Here is a 15,699-nt window from a genome sequence, read left to right as displayed (position 1 = left end):
AGGAAAACACGCATGTGCATCATGGCAATGGCTTGGGACGCGCACCCCCGCTGGCGGCTGATCCTCATCGGCAATCGTGACGAACTGCACGCGCGCCCCGCAGCGCCGCTCGCCCGCTGGGAACAGCCGGACCATCTGATCGCAGGCCGGGACCTGCTTTCCGGCGGAACCTGGCTGGGCGTTTCCGAACAGGGGCGCGCCGCAATCGTCACCAACCTGCGCGGCTATGGCGGGCCCGATCCCGATCGCGCGTCCCGCGGCGCGTTGGTGACAGACCTTCTGAGCGGCGACGAGACGGCTCCGCTGGGGGATTTCAATCCGTTCAATCTCATCCTGATCGACCGGGACCGAGCGCTGTTCCTGACCAACCGCCCTCACCTCCTGCGCACGGAACTCACGCCTGGCCTCTATGGCCTTTCCAACGGCACGCTCGATGCGCCTTGGCCGAAGACGCTCGCCCTCAAATCCGCCTTGCTCGACTGGCTGGTCGCCGGAGCCGACGATCCTCTGACGCTGTTCGGTGCCCTCCGCGCGGAAAGCCTGCCCCACGCCGGCATTGCCCCCGATGCGCCCTCCGACATTCCGGCGGAGGCGATGATCTCGCCCATCTTCATCCGCAATCCCGTCTATGGCACGCGATGCAGCACGATCGTCGCAGTCGACGCGCGGGGACAAGGCGTCATTTCGGAGCGCCGCTTCGACCCGGACGGCGTGCAGACCGGTGAAACCCGCTTGGCTTTCAAATGGGACGAGAGGGGCGAATGAAGGGAAATCCATTCGCTACCGCCAGTCGATGCGTGCCACTCCCTTCGCGGAAGCACATACGCTTGGGGTCGACACTCCCTGTCCGGCTTCCCACCCAAATCGCCGCCGCTGCGGAAATGCGGCCCTTCCCCAAGCTTCGATCCCGCGCTAAAGCCGCTGCATGATCCTCGTCATCGACAATTATGACAGCTTCACCTGGAACCTCGTCCATTATCTCATGGAATTGGGAGCGCAGGTGGAGGTTGTCCGCAACGACGCCATTTCCGCCGGCCAGGCCCTTTCCACCGGCGCGCAGGCATTTCTGCTGTCGCCCGGTCCGTGCACGCCCAATGAAGCGGGCGTCAGCCTCGATCTCGTGGCCGCCTGCGCCGATGCGGGTGCGCCGCTGCTGGGTGTGTGCCTGGGCCATCAGTCGATCGGCCAGCATTTCGGCGGCAAGGTGGTGCGCGGCGGCCTGATGCACGGCAAGACCTCTCCCGTCACCCATGACGGCACGGGCCTGTTTCAGGGGCTGCCTTCGCCCTTCACGGCCACCCGCTACCATTCGCTGATCGTCGAGGAGATTCCCGAAACGCTGATCGTCAACGCCACCAGCGAGGACGGCTCGGTCATGGGTTTCCGGCATCGCGACCTGCCGATCCATTCGGTCCAGTTCCACCCGGAAAGCATCGCCACCGAACATGGTCATGACATGCTGGCGAACTTCATGCGGATCGCCGGCATTCCGGTTCGCGAACGCGCGGCGGCCTGAAGCGGCCTCACCTTAGACCAAATTCGGAATTTGGGGGGGAATGGCCAATCCAAGACATTCCCCTCCCGCAGGCGGGAGGGGTTAGGGGTGGGTGCGAGCGCAGCGAGCTTCCAGCTTAGCCGTTGCAAATTCCCGCTGATGTCGCGCTAACCCACCCCCTAGCCCCCTCCCGCCTGCGGGAGGGGGAATGTCCGCAATCCACCCAAATCAGCCAGTCCGGCAAATCACGCGAAGGCGGGACCGCGGCGGCAAACCCGCAAATCTCGCCGCCTGCGACCGCATCGCCTAGCGCACCATATTGCGCTGCCATAACGACTTTCGCGCTTCCCCATCTCGACTCCGGCGCCTTCCCATGATTAAGGCAGCGTCGATGACCCGCCTGCCCGATCCTGCCACCCCACTCGACGCGCAACAGGCCGCAAAGGCTTTCGACCTGCTGTTCGACGGCAACCTGCCGGAAGAGGAGATCGCGGGCTTTCTCATCGCCATGGCCCGGCGTGGCGAGACGGCAACGGAAATTGCCGCCGCCGCCCGCGCCATGCGTAACCGGATGATCCCAGTCACGGCGCCGGCGGGCACGATCGATGTCTGCGGCACGGGCGGCGATGGCCATCATACCCTCAACGTTTCGACCGCCGTGTCGCTGGTGGTCGCGGCGGCGGGCGTGCCCGTGGCCAAGCATGGCAACCGCGCCGCTTCCTCCAAGGCGGGCGCAGCCGATACGCTGGAAGCGCTCGGCCTGGACCTGGACCGCGCCGCCACGACAGCCGAAGCGACGCTGGCCGATCTTGGCATCTGTTTCCTTTTTGCGCAGAATTATCATCCCGCGCTCAAACGGCTTGGCCCCATCCGCAGGGCGATCGGGGAACGCACCATCTTCAACCTGATGGGGCCGCTCGCCAATCCGGCCGGGGTGCGCCGTCAACTGGTCGGCATAGCGCGTCCGGACTATGTCCCCGTCTATGCGGAGGCGCTTGCGGAACTGGGCGTCGATCATGCGATGATCGTTTCCGGCGACGAAGGACTGGACGAACTGTCGCTGGCCGGCGGCAATGCTCTGGCGGAGGTGAAAGGCAGCAGGCTGGTTGCGACGCGCCGCCTGACCGCTGCCGAACTCGGCCTGTCCACCCATCCGGTCGAGGCGATCAGGGGGGGCGACCCCGCCTATAACGCCGCCGCCCTGCGCGCCCTGTTGCAAGGCGAAGCGGGGCCTTATCGTGACGCGGTGTTGCTGAACGCCGCCGCCGCCCTTGTCGTAGCCGACGCCGTGTCCGATTTCCGCGAAGGCGTGGAGGAAGCCGCCGAAACCATCGACCGCGGCCTTGCCAACGCGCTGCTCAATTGCTGGATAGCCTATAAATGACGAACAAGCTGATCGAAATCTGCGATGTAAAGCGGGAGGAAGTCGCCCGGCGCAAGGCCGCCACGCCCATCTCCTCGCTTCACGCCCGCGCCGCCGAACAGACGCCTCCGCGCGGCTTCCGCAAGGCGCTGGACGGTGCCGCCGGCTCCGGATTCGGCCTGATCGCGGAGATCAAGAAGGCCAGCCCGTCCAAGGGCCTGATCCGCCCCGATTTCGATCCGCCCGCCCATGCCCGCGCCTATGCGGCGGGTGGCGCGGCCTGCCTGTCGGTGCTGACCGACGAACCTTATTTCCAGGGGCATGACGATTATCTGGTCGCGGCCCGATCGGCCTGCGCCCTGCCGGTGCTGCGCAAGGATTTCATGGTCGATCCCTGGCAGGTGCTGGAAAGCCGGTCGCTCGGCGCCGACGCGATCCTGATCATCGTCGCCGCGCTGGACGACAATCAGATGGCGGAAATAGAGGACGCCGCCCTTGGCCTGGGCATGGATGCGCTGGTTGAAGTGCATGATGCGCAGGAACTGGAGCGCGCGATGAAGCTCCGCTCGCGCCTGATCGGCGTCAATAATCGCGACCTGCGCGACTTCACGGTCGATTTCGCCCGCACCTACGAACTGGTCGGACAGGCTCCGGAAGGATGCACCTTCGTTGCGGAAAGCGGCATCGGCAGCCATGACGACCTGCTCGCCATGTCGGACCATGGCGTGCGCTGCTTTCTGGTGGGGGAAACCCTGATGAGGCAGGAGGATGTCGAAACCGCCACGCGCAGGCTGCTGACGGGGCGATGAGCAAGCTCACCCATCTGGACGAGGAGGGGTCGGCCCATATGGTCGATGTTTCCGCCAAGGCGACGACCGCGCGCAAGGCTGTCGCGAGCGGCCGCATCAGCATGAGTCCCGATGCAGCAGCAGCGATCGAGCAGGGATTGGTGAAGAAGGGCGATGTGCTGGCCGTGGCCCGCGTGGCGGGCATCATGGCGGCCAAGCGGACCGCCGACCTCATCCCGCTCTGCCACCCGATTCCGCTCAGTTCGGTCAGCATCGACCTCGATCTCGACGGCAGCGGCGTGACCGTGACGGCGACCGCGAAGACCGCCGGTCAGACCGGCGTGGAAATGGAGGCGCTGACCGCCGCGTCGGTCGCGTTGCTGACGGTCTATGACATGGCCAAGGCGCTGGACAAGGGCATGATCATCAGCGACGTGCGCCTGCTGGCCAAGAGCGGCGGCAAGTCCGGCGACTGGACGGCTGGGGACGGGCCGGCGTCATGAGCCTGCTTCCGGTCGCGGAGGCGCAGAGCCGCCTGATGGCGCTGGCAAGGCCGCTGCCGACGGAGCATATGCCCATTCCCGCCTGCGCCGGACGCTGGCTGAAGGAAGATGTCGTTGCGCTGCGTGATCAGCCCTGGGCCGATCTTTCCGCCATGGACGGCTATGCCCTGCGCGCCGCTGAATGGCCCGGGCCATGGCAGGTCGCCGCCGAAAGCGCGGCGGGGGGCCCGCCGCCTCCGCCCCTCGAACCCCGCCAGGCCTGCCGCATCTTCACCGGCGCGCCCTTGCCGCAGGGCGCCGACAGCATCCTGATTCAGGAAAACGCCGCGCGCGAGGGGGACATGCTGCGCGGACTGGAGGAGGCGCTGACGAAGGGCCGCCATGTGCGTCCGGCCGGTTCCGACTTCCGCAAGGACGGCCTTTTGCTGAAGGCCGGCAGCGCATTGGGGGCGGCGCAGATCGCGCTCGCCGTGTTGGGCGGGCATGGGACGCTGCCCGTATCGCGGCGGGCCCGGGTCGCCCTGCTCTCGACAGGCAACGAACTCGTGCCCCCCGGTGCGCCGACGCAGCCCGGCCAGCTTCCCTCCTCCAACGCGCCCATGCTGGCCGCCCTGCTCGCCGGCCTTTCCTGCGATGTCATCGATATGGGGATCGTGCCGGACGATCTCCCCGGCATGATCCAGGCCTTTGCCCACGCCAGCCAGGCGGACATCATCGTTTCGACCGGCGGCGCATCGGTGGGCGATCACGACATCGTCCGCCCGGCTTTCGTCCAGGCCGGGGGCTCGCTCGATTTCTGGAAAATCCGCATGCGTCCGGGCAAGCCGTTGATGGCGGGGACATTGGGTTCCGTCGTCTTCCTGGGCCTGCCGGGCAATCCGGTATCAGCCTTCGTGACGGCGACGCTGTTCCTGTTGCCGCTGGTCCGCAACATGATGGGCGCGGCATCGCCCCTGCCCCGCACCGCGCCGGCGACGCTCGCCGCGCCGCTGCCCGCCACGGGGGAACGCGACGATTACCTTCGCGCCTTCCGCACGGAAGCGGGCATCGTTTCCGTGACATCGCAGGACAGCGCCGCCACCGCGGCCATGGCGATGGCCGACTGCCTCATCCTGCGACCTGCCGGCTCTGCTCCGGCCGCCGCCGGCGATCCCGTCACGGTTCTTCCCCTCGCATAAGGAAAGGGGCCGCCGCGCGACCCCTTCCAATGCAGTCCTGACGGATGGCGGCGATGTCAGCCATGCTGGACCGCCGCCGTTCCTTCAGCGCTGCTGCTTGCCGGGCGACTTGTCCTGACGGCGTTCATCGCCCATCTGGCCCTGCCGGTCTTCCTGCTGCTGCTGGCGTCCACCCTGGCTGGAGCGGTCGCCGCCCTGCTGGTCGCGACGTTGACCGCCGCCCTGGTTGTTCTGGTTGGCCATCTTTCTCTCCTATTCACCTTCTTCGTGGAAGGCAGGCGTTAAACGGCCTGCGGCCTTCCGCGTTCCAGCAAAAGCGCCCAACGGTTAGGCGCTTGACTTGCCCCGTTCCGTTTCCTATGCGTTCTCCATCCGTTCCAAGGAGGGCAAGGCGAGATGTTGACACCCAAGCAACAGGAATTGCTGAGCTTCATTCAGACCCGGCTGGAGGAGGGAGGCGTATCCCCCTCTTTCGAGGAGATGAAGGAAGCGCTGGACCTGCGGTCCAAATCCGGCATCCACCGCCTGATCAATGCGTTGGAGGAACGCGGCTTCATCCGCCGCCTGCCCAATCGCGCCCGCGCACTGGAAGTGCTCAAACTGCCCGATGCCATGCATCGCGCTCCCAAGGTCGTCGTGCCTGCCAAGCCGCCGCTGACGCCCGGTCCAGCGGCCAGCAGGCCCCCGGTCGCCGCCAACGACATATTGGAGATTCCGCTGCACGGCCGGATCGCGGCGGGCGTGCCGATCGAGGCGCTGGAGGGGCAGAACATGCTTTCCGTTCCCGCCGCGCTGCTGGGCACCGGGGATCATTATGCGCTGGAAGTGGCGGGGGATTCAATGGTCGAAGCGGGCATTCTGGACGGCGATTTCGCGCTTATCCAGCGCACCGACGTCGCGCGCGAGGGGCAGATCGTGGTCGCCCTGATCGACGAAAATGAAGCGACGCTGAAATATTTCCGGCGTGAGGGTCCGAAGGTCCGGCTCGATCCCGCCAACAGCGCCTATGAACCGCAGATCTACGACCCTCGGCAGGTCCGCATCCAGGGCAAGCTGGCAGGGTTGCTGCGCCGCTATAACTGATGCTTCCTGTATTCGCGCGGCCGGCTGGAAGGCCGCGCGACCCAGGGGTGCTCATCATGCCACGCCTTCGCGCTGCGCATGGTGCCATGGTCCAGATCGATGGTCAGGCCACCCGTCCTGGCGAGGAAGCGTCGATCCACCTTCAGCCAGCGTGGGCGACAGGCGCCCTGCAGGCGGCGGTCGCTGACGACGATGTCTGAATAGGCGCAATCCCGCGCCAGTATCGCATTATCGATCCTCACGCTGCTTCGCGTCAGCAACAGGTTCCAGTTCCGGCCCCCTCCCTTCAGGCGAACGGCGCATAGATCGGGAGAACAGCGAGCCTGGGGCAGCGCCGTCAATGCCTGCAAGGTACCGTCATAACCCGCGCTTTCCGCCATGACGTCGCGCGCATAGCCGCCGGCGCGAGCCCGCAGCATCGCCATGCCGCCATCGGCAGTGCGCACCGCGACATGCCGGCCGTCCCCGCTTATCAATATGGCGGGCATCGGGCTGGTCAGCACCATCATGACGCCGGTGGTCACGGGCATCAGACCCGCCCAGCGCCACCGGCTTCGCCATAGCAGGCACCACAGCATGCCCAGCAGCATCAGGCCGAACACTACGCCCGACTGGGCGGGCGCCAGAACCACCGCCCAAGGGCTGGATGCCACGCCATGGGCAATCAGCAACAGCAGGTCGATCGATCGCGCGGCAAGCCACCAGAAGGGCGCACCCCACCCGCCTAGGTCCAACAGCAAGGCCGTCGCCTCCAGCGGCATGACCACCAGCGTCGTAAGCGGTATGGCCACCAGATTGGCGATCGATCCCAACATGCCCGCCTTGTGGAAATGGAACAGCGCGATCGGCGCCAGCACCAGCTCCACGGCCAGGCCGGTCGCCAGCATGCCCGCAAGATTGCGCCCGATCCGGCGCCATACCCCTTCGTCACGCGGCGCGAGAAAGGCGCGGAAGGCCGGATGCTCGCCTAGCGACACCAGGGCTATCACAGCCGCGAAGCTCATCTGGAAGCTCGGCCCCACCAGTGCTTCTGGCCAGAGGATCAGCACCACCAGCGCCCCCGCCGCCACGAGCCTGAGCGTGATCGCGTCCCGCCCCATCGCCAGTCCGCCCAGCACAAGCAGGGCAGCGACGCAGGATCGCACGGTCGGCACCTCTGCGCCGGTCAGAAGCGTATAGCCGATGCCCGCCAGAGCGCCGCCGCCCGCGGCCAGCAGCATCAGCGGCCAGTCGAGAGCCGCCCGGCGGCTGAGCGCCATCAGCCGCATCAACAGGAAGATCACCGCAGCGATCAGGGCCGTGACATGCAGACCGCTGATCGACAGCAGATGCGCAAGGCCGCTCCGCCGCATCGCCTCCGCATCTGCCTGCGCGATCGCGCCCTGATCGCCGGTGGCCAGGGCAGCGGCGATGCCGGCGCCCTGTCCCGGAACGCGCTCCAGGATATGCTCGAACAGACGCGCCCTCAACCGGGGGCCGGCCGTGGCCGGCCGCAGGACCGTGACCGGCGGCAGCACACGCCCGGTCGCGCCGACGCCCTCGAAATAGGCGCGCCGCGCAAAATCATAGCCGCCCGGCAGGCTGGGCGGCGCAGGCGGCATCAGCCTTGTGCGGAAGGCTATGATGGCTCCCTCCCCGACGCCCGGCGGCATCGACGCATCGTCAAGATTGACGCGCACCAGGGGCGGCAGGGCAGGCACGCCGACAGGCCGGACCAGCACGCGACTCATGTGCTGCGCGGGCAGCCTTTCGACCGACCGGACCTCCCCCTTCAGCGAGATGAAGGCCGGGCGGTCGAGGGGCGGCGATCCGACGATCGTCGCTTTCCCCCAGACCAGCAGGCACCCGGCACAGGCAAGAATGCCACCGACGACGATCGCCTGACGCACCCGGCCACCGGGCGGCAAAAGCAGCGCGGCGCAGGCAACCGCAAGCGTCACGCAGCAAAAGGCCAGCCATTCCAGCCGATTAGGCAGAAGGAACCAGGCCGCGATTCCCGCAGCCAGGGCGACCGGAACCCATAGCGGCAACCGTTCGCGCTCCTCCTCCAGCCACAGCTCCACGCCGCGCCAAATCCGCGCTGCTTTCCCCCGGGCCGAACTGACAACGGAGGTTTGTCGTGGCTCGAAAGCCATGCTAGGGGGCGTCGCGATCATGGATGGGTCGGGTGGTATCCGGGCGAATGGCAGGGAATGAAACGGTGAGTGCTACAGGTTCGAACAAGCAGGTAGTAACCCGTTTTGCGCCGTCGCCTACCGGTTTTCTTCACATCGGCGGCGCGCGCACCGCGCTATTCAACTGGCTGTTCGCGCGTCATCACGGCGGCAAGTTCCTGCTGCGGATCGAGGACACCGACCGGGCCCGCTCCACCGAGGAAGCGGTCGCCGCGATCTTCGACGGGCTGGAATGGCTGGGGCTGGGCGGCGACGAACCGGCGGTTTTCCAGTTCGAGCGCACGCCGCGCCATGCCGAAGTGGCGAACCAGATGCTCGCCTCCGGCCATGCCTATCGCTGCTATGCGACACCCGAGGAACTGGCGGAACTGCGCGAGCGGCAGCGCGCCGCCAAGCAGCCGATGCGCTATGACGGGCGGTGGCGGGACCGCGATCCCTCCGAAGCCCCGGAAGGCGCGCCCTTCGTCATCCGCCTGAAAGCGCCGCGCGAAGGCGAGACGGTGATCGAGGACGCCGTGCAGGGCCGCGTCGTCGTCCAGAATGCGGAGCTGGACGACATGATCCTGCTGCGTTCGGACGGCACGCCCACCTATATGCTGGCGGTGGTGGTCGACGACCATGACATGGGCGTCACCCATGTCATTCGCGGCGACGACCATCTCAACAATGCGTTCCGCCAGCTAGGCATCATAAAGGCGATGAATTGGGAAGAGCCCATCTACGCCCATATCCCGCTGATCCATGGGGCCGACGGCGCGAAGCTGTCCAAGCGGCACGGCGCGCTTGGCGTCGATGCCTATCGCGACGAGTTGGGCATGCTGCCCGAAGCGGTGTTCAACTATCTGCTGCGACTCGGCTGGGGCCATGGCGACGAGGAGATCATCTCCCGCGAGCGTGCGGTGGAACTCTTTGATATTTCAGGTGTCGGCCGCTCACCCTCTCGCTTCGACATCAAGAAGCTGGAGAATCTGAACGGCCATTATCTGCGCGAGGCGGATGACGCACGCCTTGCCGCGCTGGTCGCGCCAAGGGTTGCGGCGAGGTTGAACATCGACCTGCCGGAGGATGGCGAGAAACGGCTTGCAGAGGCCATGCCGTCGCTCAAGCCGCGCGCCAGGACACTTAACGAAATTGCGGAGGGCGCCGAATTCTTGTTCAAAAATTGCCCGCTCGATTTTGACGAGAAGGCGCTTGCTCTGCTAGACGATTCCGCACGCGCGCTGCTGGGACAGACAGCCGACGCTCTTGCACCCGTCCAGTCCTGGACGGTCGAAGCGATCGAAGAAGCCATTCGCCGCGTGGCAGAGGATGCCGGCCTCGGGCTTGGAAAGGTCGCGCAGCCTTTGCGCGCGGCGCTGACCGGTCGCACGGTTTCGCCGGGAATTTTCGACGTCCTTTTCCTTCTGGGGAAGACGGAGAGCTTGGAACGATTGGCCGCTGTGAGGCACGCATCGGCCAATTGAAGTATCAGGAGAATACCATGTCGGATAACAATGCCACTTTGAGCGTCGACGGCAACGCGAAAGACTATGCCATTCTGAACGGCACGGTCGGACCGCAGGTCATCGACGTTCGCAAGCTCTACGCCAACACCGGCATGTTTACCTACGACCCCGGCTTCACTTCGACCGCGAGCTGCGATTCGGGCCTGACCTATATCGACGGCGACGCCGGTGTGCTGCTGCATCGCGGCTATCCGATCGACCAGCTTGCCGAACAGTCGAGCTTCATGGAAGTGTCCTACCTCCTCCTCAACGGCGAACTGCCCTCGAAGAAGGAACTGGAGGATTTCACGCGCACCATCACGCGCCACACCATGGTGCATGAGCAGCTCACCACCTTCTACCGCGGTTTCCGCCGCGATGCCCACCCGATGGCGATCATGTGCGGCGTGGTCGGCGCGCTCTCGGCCTTCTATCACGACTCCACCGACATCAACGATCCGGAACAGCGCAAGATCGCCAGCCACCGCCTGATCGCCAAGATGCCGACGATCGCGGCGATGGCGTATAAATATTCGGTGGGCCAGCCCTTCGTCTATCCGCGCAACGACCTCAGCTACACCGCCAACTTCTTGAACATGACCTTCTCGGTCCCGGCGGAGGAATATGTCATCGATCCGGTCGTCGTCGACGCGATGGACAAGATCTTCACGCTGCACGCCGACCATGAACAGAACGCGTCGACATCGACCGTGCGTCTGGCCGGCTCGTCCGGCGCCAACCCCTTCGCGTGCATCGCGGCGGGCATCGCCTGCCTCTGGGGTCCGGCGCATGGCGGCGCCAACGAAGCCGCGCTCAACATGCTGCGCGAAATCGGCACCGTCGACCGCATTCCGGAATATATCGCCCGCGCCAAGAACAAGGACGATCCGTTCCGCCTGATGGGCTTCGGCCATCGCGTCTACAAGAATTACGATCCGCGCGCGACCGTGATGCAGAAGACCGCGAAGGATGTCCTGGCGAAGCTGGGCGTCGACGATCCGATCTTCGACGTGGCGAAGGAACTGGAGCAGATCGCGCTTCACGATCCTTATTTCATCGAAAAGAAGCTCTATCCGAATGTCGACTTCTATTCGGGCGTGATCCTCTCGGCCATCGGTTTCCCGACCGAGATGTTCACCGTGCTCTTCGCCCTTGCCCGCACCGTCGGCTGGGTCGCGCAGTGGAACGAAATGATCTCCGACCCTGCGCAGAAGATCGGCCGTCCGCGCCAGCTCTACACCGGCCCGGCCCAGCGCGATTATGTCCCCGTCGACAAGCGCTAGTCTGCACTGGCAATAAGGCAGGGAAGCGGCGTCCGTTTGGGCGCCGCTTTTATTTGGCGGGGAGTTGGCCGGTTGCTGACAGGGAGTACCCCATGCTCCCGCACAGGCGGGAACCCGGTCCTCGCTTCAAGGGATCATTGCCCCGTCTGATCCGTGCTCCTCCTTGGCAGGAGCACGGTTTACCCAGACCGAATATCGATGTCCGCTATACGCCCAAAGCCGGAAGCAGCAGCGTGAACCGCGCCCCGCCTTCGGGCGCGTCGTCGATACGGATGTCGCCGCCCATGGCGCACGCCAGACGCCGCGAAATGTAGAGGCCAAGGCCGCTGCCGCCCGCGTCGCTGCGGCCCAGTCGCTCGAACTTGTCGAAGATGCGCTCCCTGCTGTCGGCGGCTATGCCATCGCCCTGGTCCAGCACCGCGATCCAGGCCTCGCCGTCGGACCGCCCTGTCTCTATCCGAACGGCAGACCCTTCGGGCGCATAGCGCACGGCGTTGCCTACAAGGTTCATCAGGATCTGCAAGGCGCGGCGAAATTCACCGATGGCCGGCTCCGCGACCGTCAGCGCAGGGGCGAGGATGCTGATCCCCCGATCCTGCGCCTTTACGAGGAACAGCCCGGCGGCCCGCCGCCCGACATCGGCCAGATCGATCTCTTCCGCGGTCACGCTGAAATCCGGCCGGTCGATCGCCTGCAGGTCCGCCAGATCGTCGATCAGCGCCATCAGATGACGCCCCGCCGCCGAAATGTCGCTGGCATAGCCCAGATAGTCCGGCCGCAACGGCCCCTCCAGTTGCGCGCCGATCGAATCCGCATTGGCGATGATCCGTCCCAAAGGCCGTCGCAAAGATCGGTCCAGCCTCTTCCCGAACTCGGCGGGATAGAATGGCAGCGGTTCCGGCGTGGCGAGCGGCGCCGTCACCGCGCGGTCGACGGGCAAAGCCTTGCCGCGATAACCCACCAACTGACCCGCGAGATCGAACATCGGAAAGCCCGACAGCATGAAGCGCTGCGCCGGATCGCTCGTCAATCCCGCCACCTGATCGCGAAAGGCGCGCCGCTGCGCGAAGCCGCGCAGGATCGCCAGGTCGCCTTCGGCATCCGGGCGCAATTCGAAATAGCTCGTGAAGCGGCTGCCCGGCAAAGGCGGGGCGGATGGCAATGCGCCCTCGCCGCCCAACCCCTCATGCACCATCTGGAAGCGCAACTGGGTGTCGATCTGCCACGTCCAGCCGTCGGACAGGGCAGCGATGTCGGTCTCTCGCCGCGCCAGATCCAGCGGCGCCGCAACCGCCTGCCGCTCATGCCAGTCGATGATGGAAAGCTGCACCCGTTCGGCCTCGGGCTTGGCACGCACCCACATGTCGATGTCACCACGCTCCGCCGCGGCCACGACCGGGCGGGACAGGGCAATGCCCAGATGCGCCGCCAGCCGCGCCATCGCCGCCAATTGCGGGACCGCCAGCGCGCTGCCGAGATCGCCGCCCGCCTCCTGCTGAAGGGCCAGCACGGGTGCATCCGCACTCAGCAGCCGGCCATCCGCAGCAACCGTCGCCCGGATGATGGCGGGATGCGCGGGCATGTTCATCAACCGGCGATCCGCCGCAGATGATCCAGCTTGACCCGCAGCGCGGCAGGCGCGCGCAGGGCGCCCACCGTCGCGTCAGCCTGCGTTACGCTCAATTCCTGATAGCGCATGGCTTCCCTGACGATGGTCGCATCGGACAAGGAAGGCCGCACCGGCCGCAATGCCAGCAACAATTGCCGGTAGTCGCTGTCCGATCCCCCGAGCGCCCGGCATAGAGCGGCAACCTGCCCCACCGGACCTATGACCAGGATGTCCGCGACCTGCGCGCTCTCCATCCGCAACCGGCGCCCGGCAAGCGCGGCGAACAGCAGGAAATGCCTGTGCTGCAACGCGGCGGCCATCAGTTCGGGCGCATCGGCGCGCTCGCCCAATTGATGGACCAGCCTGTCCGCCGCCGCGATAGGCCCTTGCGCCTCGTCATGCCGGATCAGTTGGCGTTGCGCCGCGGCTTCGACCAGCGGCACCACCGCTTCCGCTTCGATCAGGCCGCTCCGCTGGACGATCGCGGCCAGGCAGGCGGCCGCCGTCCACAGCAGTTCCGCAAAGAAGCCGGCTGGCAGATCGGGCTGCATCGGCTGATCCTCCGCCGCGGTCATCAGCCAGCGCCCTTCCGCCAGCATCAGCGCGGCAAGCGCTTCGCCCAAGGCGGGATCGTCGGCGGGAAAGAGCGACTCCGCCTCCGATTCGCTGCCCGAACCGCCATCGGGCCCGCCGAACTGGCGCAGCATCAGGCTGATCCCGCCCCGCATCTGCATATGGGCGAGCAGCGCCGGCCCCAACAGGGTCGGCTGCGCGCGCAGCGTCGGCCAGCAAACGGGTTGCGGCCATTGCGCCAACGCCGCCGCGATTTCCGGCCTATCCTCCAGCGCCAGACGCAATCCGATCTCCATTGCGGTCAGGCATCCGCCAAGATGCCGCCGGGTCTCCGCCACCAGAGCGTCGTGCCGCTCCCGCCCGTCGTCAGGAAAGAAAAACGCCAGATCAATGGCATGGCCGACAGGCACGGCGGACATGCCCGCCATGACTTGCGCCATCGGCCAGCAGTCCGCCCGGGTCGGTCCGATCAGGGACGAAAAGGCGCTCATGCCGGCCAGCATAATGGCACGTCGTTAAAATGCACTAAACCGTAACGAGCAAAATCGCTCAATTCCGGCGGAGCAGGATCATCGTTCCAAGCGACCCGATGGCGCACAGCGTCGTCAGGTCGAACATCGGCCCCAGCGCCCCGGCTAGCGACGCCAGCAGCAGGGGAATGAGCGCGCCGGCGGGCGTAAAGATCATCCACGGCCGCAACGGCCCGGTTTTCTGCCAGCGATCCGCCATCTGGATGATCGCCAGCATCAGCGCCAGATAGGCCGCCGTCGTTCCTCCGCCCGCGAGCGCGATCCCGCCAAGCGCGAAGGCCGGCGCGATAAAGGCCATCCAGCCCATGGGCAATGGCCGCAGCGCCATCTCGTCCAGCCGATCCGCGGTTTCCGCCAGCAACAGCGACAGCAGCAACAGGCAGAAGCCCGTCCCTGTCCACAGCAGTTCGATCGGCACCAGCGCAATCGCACCCAGCGCCATGGCGGCGATCCGCACCTGCAGCGCCGGAACCTGCATGCGCATCAGCGCCGGGCTGATCAACCGGGCGGCCGGGCCCAGCAGATATTGTTCGGCCGCACCCCTGACGCGCCGAAGCCGCGGCCCGCCGGAAAGCACCGCCTGAGCGGCCAGGTCCGCCTGCTCCTGCGTCTCCACCAGCGCGACGCGCCCTTCCATCAGGTCGTCCTGCGGCACGGTGATCCGGCGTGCGCCGGCCTGCACCGCGCCCCGCACCAGGGTCAGCGCCAGATCCCAGTCCCCGATCATGTCGAGCGTGTTGAACAGCAGGTCCGGACTGACCCGGACCAGGCCGGCCCAGCGCTGTCCGGCATCGATCCGTTCAAACGGCGCGCTAGCCCTGCTGTCGTCCGCCACCAGCAGCGCATCGCCCTGCTGAGCGGCCATCGCCTCGAAATAACCCTGTCCGATGATCGCCCCATCCGCGACGAGCAGCGTGTCCGCGTCGCGGGGCGCATCGCGCACCATCGACACCATGTCGCGGACCAGCGCGACGGCGATGCCGTCCGCCGACAGCCGGTCGACGGCCTGCGACAAGGCGGGCGTGATGACGCTGACCAGGATCATCACCCGGTCGGCGCCCGCGCGCACCGCCTGCCGCGCCTGATATTCGACCAGCGTCTGCCCGGCGAAATGCAGGCTGGCGCGCAGCGACCCGGCCGAATCGCCGCCGGCCCGGCTCGCGCTGAGAATAGCCGCAAAAGTCATGCGTGTTGAAACCGACCCGATCGTTGTTCAGCCCACCTTGTTACAAGGCGGAGGCAATCACGCAAGCAGCCTCACGCCTCAACGCTGCGCAAGATCGTCAAGCGCGGCACGCAAGCGCCGCAATATGCGTGGGTCGCCCGGCGCCGCGTCGGCCGCTTCATCGGCCATCGCCATCAGGCCGGTGAGGCCGAAACTGGCCGCCAGCCCCTTCAGCCGCCAGGCGGCAAGCTGCCAGTTCGCATCGCATCGCGACCGCCCCAGCAGATCGACCTGCCGCTCCGCGCTTTCCATGAAGGCGACGCGCAGATCCTCGATCAACGGTCTGTCGTCACCGACAGCGGCGGCAAGAGCGGCATTCAGGGCGCCTGGATCATAGGACATGGGGTCAACGCTATCTGGCTTGCGTTAAGTTTTGGTAACAGGGCATTTTCGTGCGCGCAAAAGCTGCTA

15 protein-coding genes are annotated in these 15,699 nt (G+C 66.4%); 9 read left to right on the top strand and 6 right to left on the bottom strand.

All coding sequences use genetic code 11. The annotated features are described in order from the left end of the window. Positions 1-12 precede the first annotated feature (12 nt). From H5V43_RS02350 to H5V43_RS02325, 6 genes are all read left to right on the top strand, one after another. Complete coding sequence (locus tag H5V43_RS02350) at positions 13-765, top strand: NRDE family protein (RefSeq protein ID WP_025551083.1); 753 nt, start codon at positions 13-15, stop codon at positions 763-765. Positions 766-925: 160 nt separating this feature from the next. Next, positions 926-1,516 (top strand): anthranilate synthase component II, encoded by a 591-nt coding sequence (locus H5V43_RS02345; RefSeq protein WP_025551081.1) that lies wholly within the window; start codon positions 926-928, stop codon positions 1,514-1,516. Between the two features lie 370 nt (positions 1,517-1,886). After that, positions 1,887-2,879: an anthranilate phosphoribosyltransferase gene (gene trpD / locus H5V43_RS02340; RefSeq protein ID WP_025549264.1), complete on the top strand. Its 993-nt coding sequence runs from the start codon at positions 1,887-1,889 to the stop codon at positions 2,877-2,879. Continuing rightward, entirely contained in the window at positions 2,876-3,667 is a 792-nt protein-coding gene (gene trpC, locus H5V43_RS02335; protein WP_025549265.1) for an indole-3-glycerol phosphate synthase TrpC, read from the top strand. The genes trpD and trpC overlap by 4 nt, the downstream gene beginning before the upstream one ends. Continuing rightward, positions 3,664-4,149: a cyclic pyranopterin monophosphate synthase MoaC gene (gene moaC, locus H5V43_RS02330; RefSeq protein WP_025549266.1), complete on the top strand. Its 486-nt coding sequence runs from the start codon at positions 3,664-3,666 to the stop codon at positions 4,147-4,149. The genes trpC and moaC overlap by 4 nt, the downstream gene beginning before the upstream one ends. Next, positions 4,146-5,327 (top strand): molybdopterin molybdotransferase MoeA, encoded by a 1,182-nt coding sequence (locus H5V43_RS02325; RefSeq protein ID WP_193666742.1) that lies wholly within the window; start codon positions 4,146-4,148, stop codon positions 5,325-5,327. Before moaC ends, H5V43_RS02325 begins: the two co-directional genes overlap by 4 nt. Positions 5,328-5,411: 84 nt before the next feature. Here the strand turns inward: H5V43_RS02325 and H5V43_RS02320 are convergent, their stop codons facing one another. Further along, entirely contained in the window at positions 5,412-5,570 is a 159-nt protein-coding gene (locus H5V43_RS02320) for a hypothetical protein (protein ID WP_165363390.1), read from the bottom strand. Between the two features lie 153 nt (positions 5,571-5,723). On the opposite strand from H5V43_RS02320, the gene lexA reads away from it, so the two are divergent. Next, a complete protein-coding gene (gene lexA / locus H5V43_RS02315) occupies positions 5,724-6,410 on the top strand; it encodes a transcriptional repressor LexA (RefSeq protein ID WP_025549267.1) in 687 nt (228 codons plus the stop codon). Here the strand turns inward: lexA and H5V43_RS02310 are convergent. Then, complete coding sequence (locus H5V43_RS02310; RefSeq protein ID WP_193666741.1) at positions 6,401-8,545, bottom strand: ComEC/Rec2 family competence protein; 2,145 nt, start codon at positions 8,543-8,545, stop codon at positions 6,401-6,403. The two genes, lexA and H5V43_RS02310, sit on opposite strands and share 10 nt — an antisense overlap. A 47-nt stretch (positions 8,546-8,592) precedes the next feature. Here H5V43_RS02310 and gltX point away from each other — a divergent pair, with 47 nt between their 5' ends. Both gltX and H5V43_RS02300 read left to right on the top strand, forming a co-directional pair. Next, positions 8,593-10,047, top strand: a complete 1,455-nt coding sequence (gene gltX, locus H5V43_RS02305; protein ID WP_025549268.1) for a glutamate--tRNA ligase — start codon at positions 8,593-8,595, stop codon at positions 10,045-10,047. 17 nt (positions 10,048-10,064) lie between these two features. Further along, the gene (locus H5V43_RS02300) at positions 10,065-11,351 is read left to right on the top strand and encodes a citrate synthase (RefSeq protein ID WP_025549270.1); all 1,287 of its coding nucleotides are present in this window, start codon (positions 10,065-10,067) and stop codon (positions 11,349-11,351) included. A 205-nt stretch (positions 11,352-11,556) separates the two neighbouring features. Here H5V43_RS02300 and H5V43_RS02295 read toward each other — a convergent pair whose 3' ends face one another. From H5V43_RS02295 to H5V43_RS02280, 4 genes are all read right to left on the bottom strand, one after another. Then, positions 11,557-12,939: a sensor histidine kinase gene (locus H5V43_RS02295; RefSeq protein WP_193666740.1), complete on the bottom strand. Its 1,383-nt coding sequence runs from the start codon at positions 12,937-12,939 to the stop codon at positions 11,557-11,559. Continuing rightward, positions 12,939-14,036 (bottom strand): DUF2336 domain-containing protein, encoded by a 1,098-nt coding sequence (locus H5V43_RS02290; RefSeq protein ID WP_025549271.1) that lies wholly within the window; start codon positions 14,034-14,036, stop codon positions 12,939-12,941. The genes H5V43_RS02295 and H5V43_RS02290 overlap by 1 nt, the downstream gene beginning before the upstream one ends. 46 nt (positions 14,037-14,082) lie before the next feature. Continuing rightward, entirely contained in the window at positions 14,083-15,249 is a 1,167-nt protein-coding gene (locus tag H5V43_RS02285) for a hypothetical protein (protein ID WP_025549272.1), read from the bottom strand. Positions 15,250-15,327: 78 nt separating this feature from the next. After that, complete coding sequence (locus tag H5V43_RS02280; protein WP_025549274.1) at positions 15,328-15,630, bottom strand: hypothetical protein; 303 nt, start codon at positions 15,628-15,630, stop codon at positions 15,328-15,330. Between the last annotated feature and the right edge of the window lie 69 nt (positions 15,631-15,699).

Origin of the sequence: Sphingobium fuliginis (genome assembly GCF_015074805.1) — a bacterium.
Classification (GTDB): Bacteria; Pseudomonadota; Alphaproteobacteria; order Sphingomonadales; family Sphingomonadaceae; genus Sphingobium; species Sphingobium fuliginis.
Note: the sequence above shows the minus strand (reverse complement) of the source record. Positions and strands in the feature narration are given on the sequence as shown.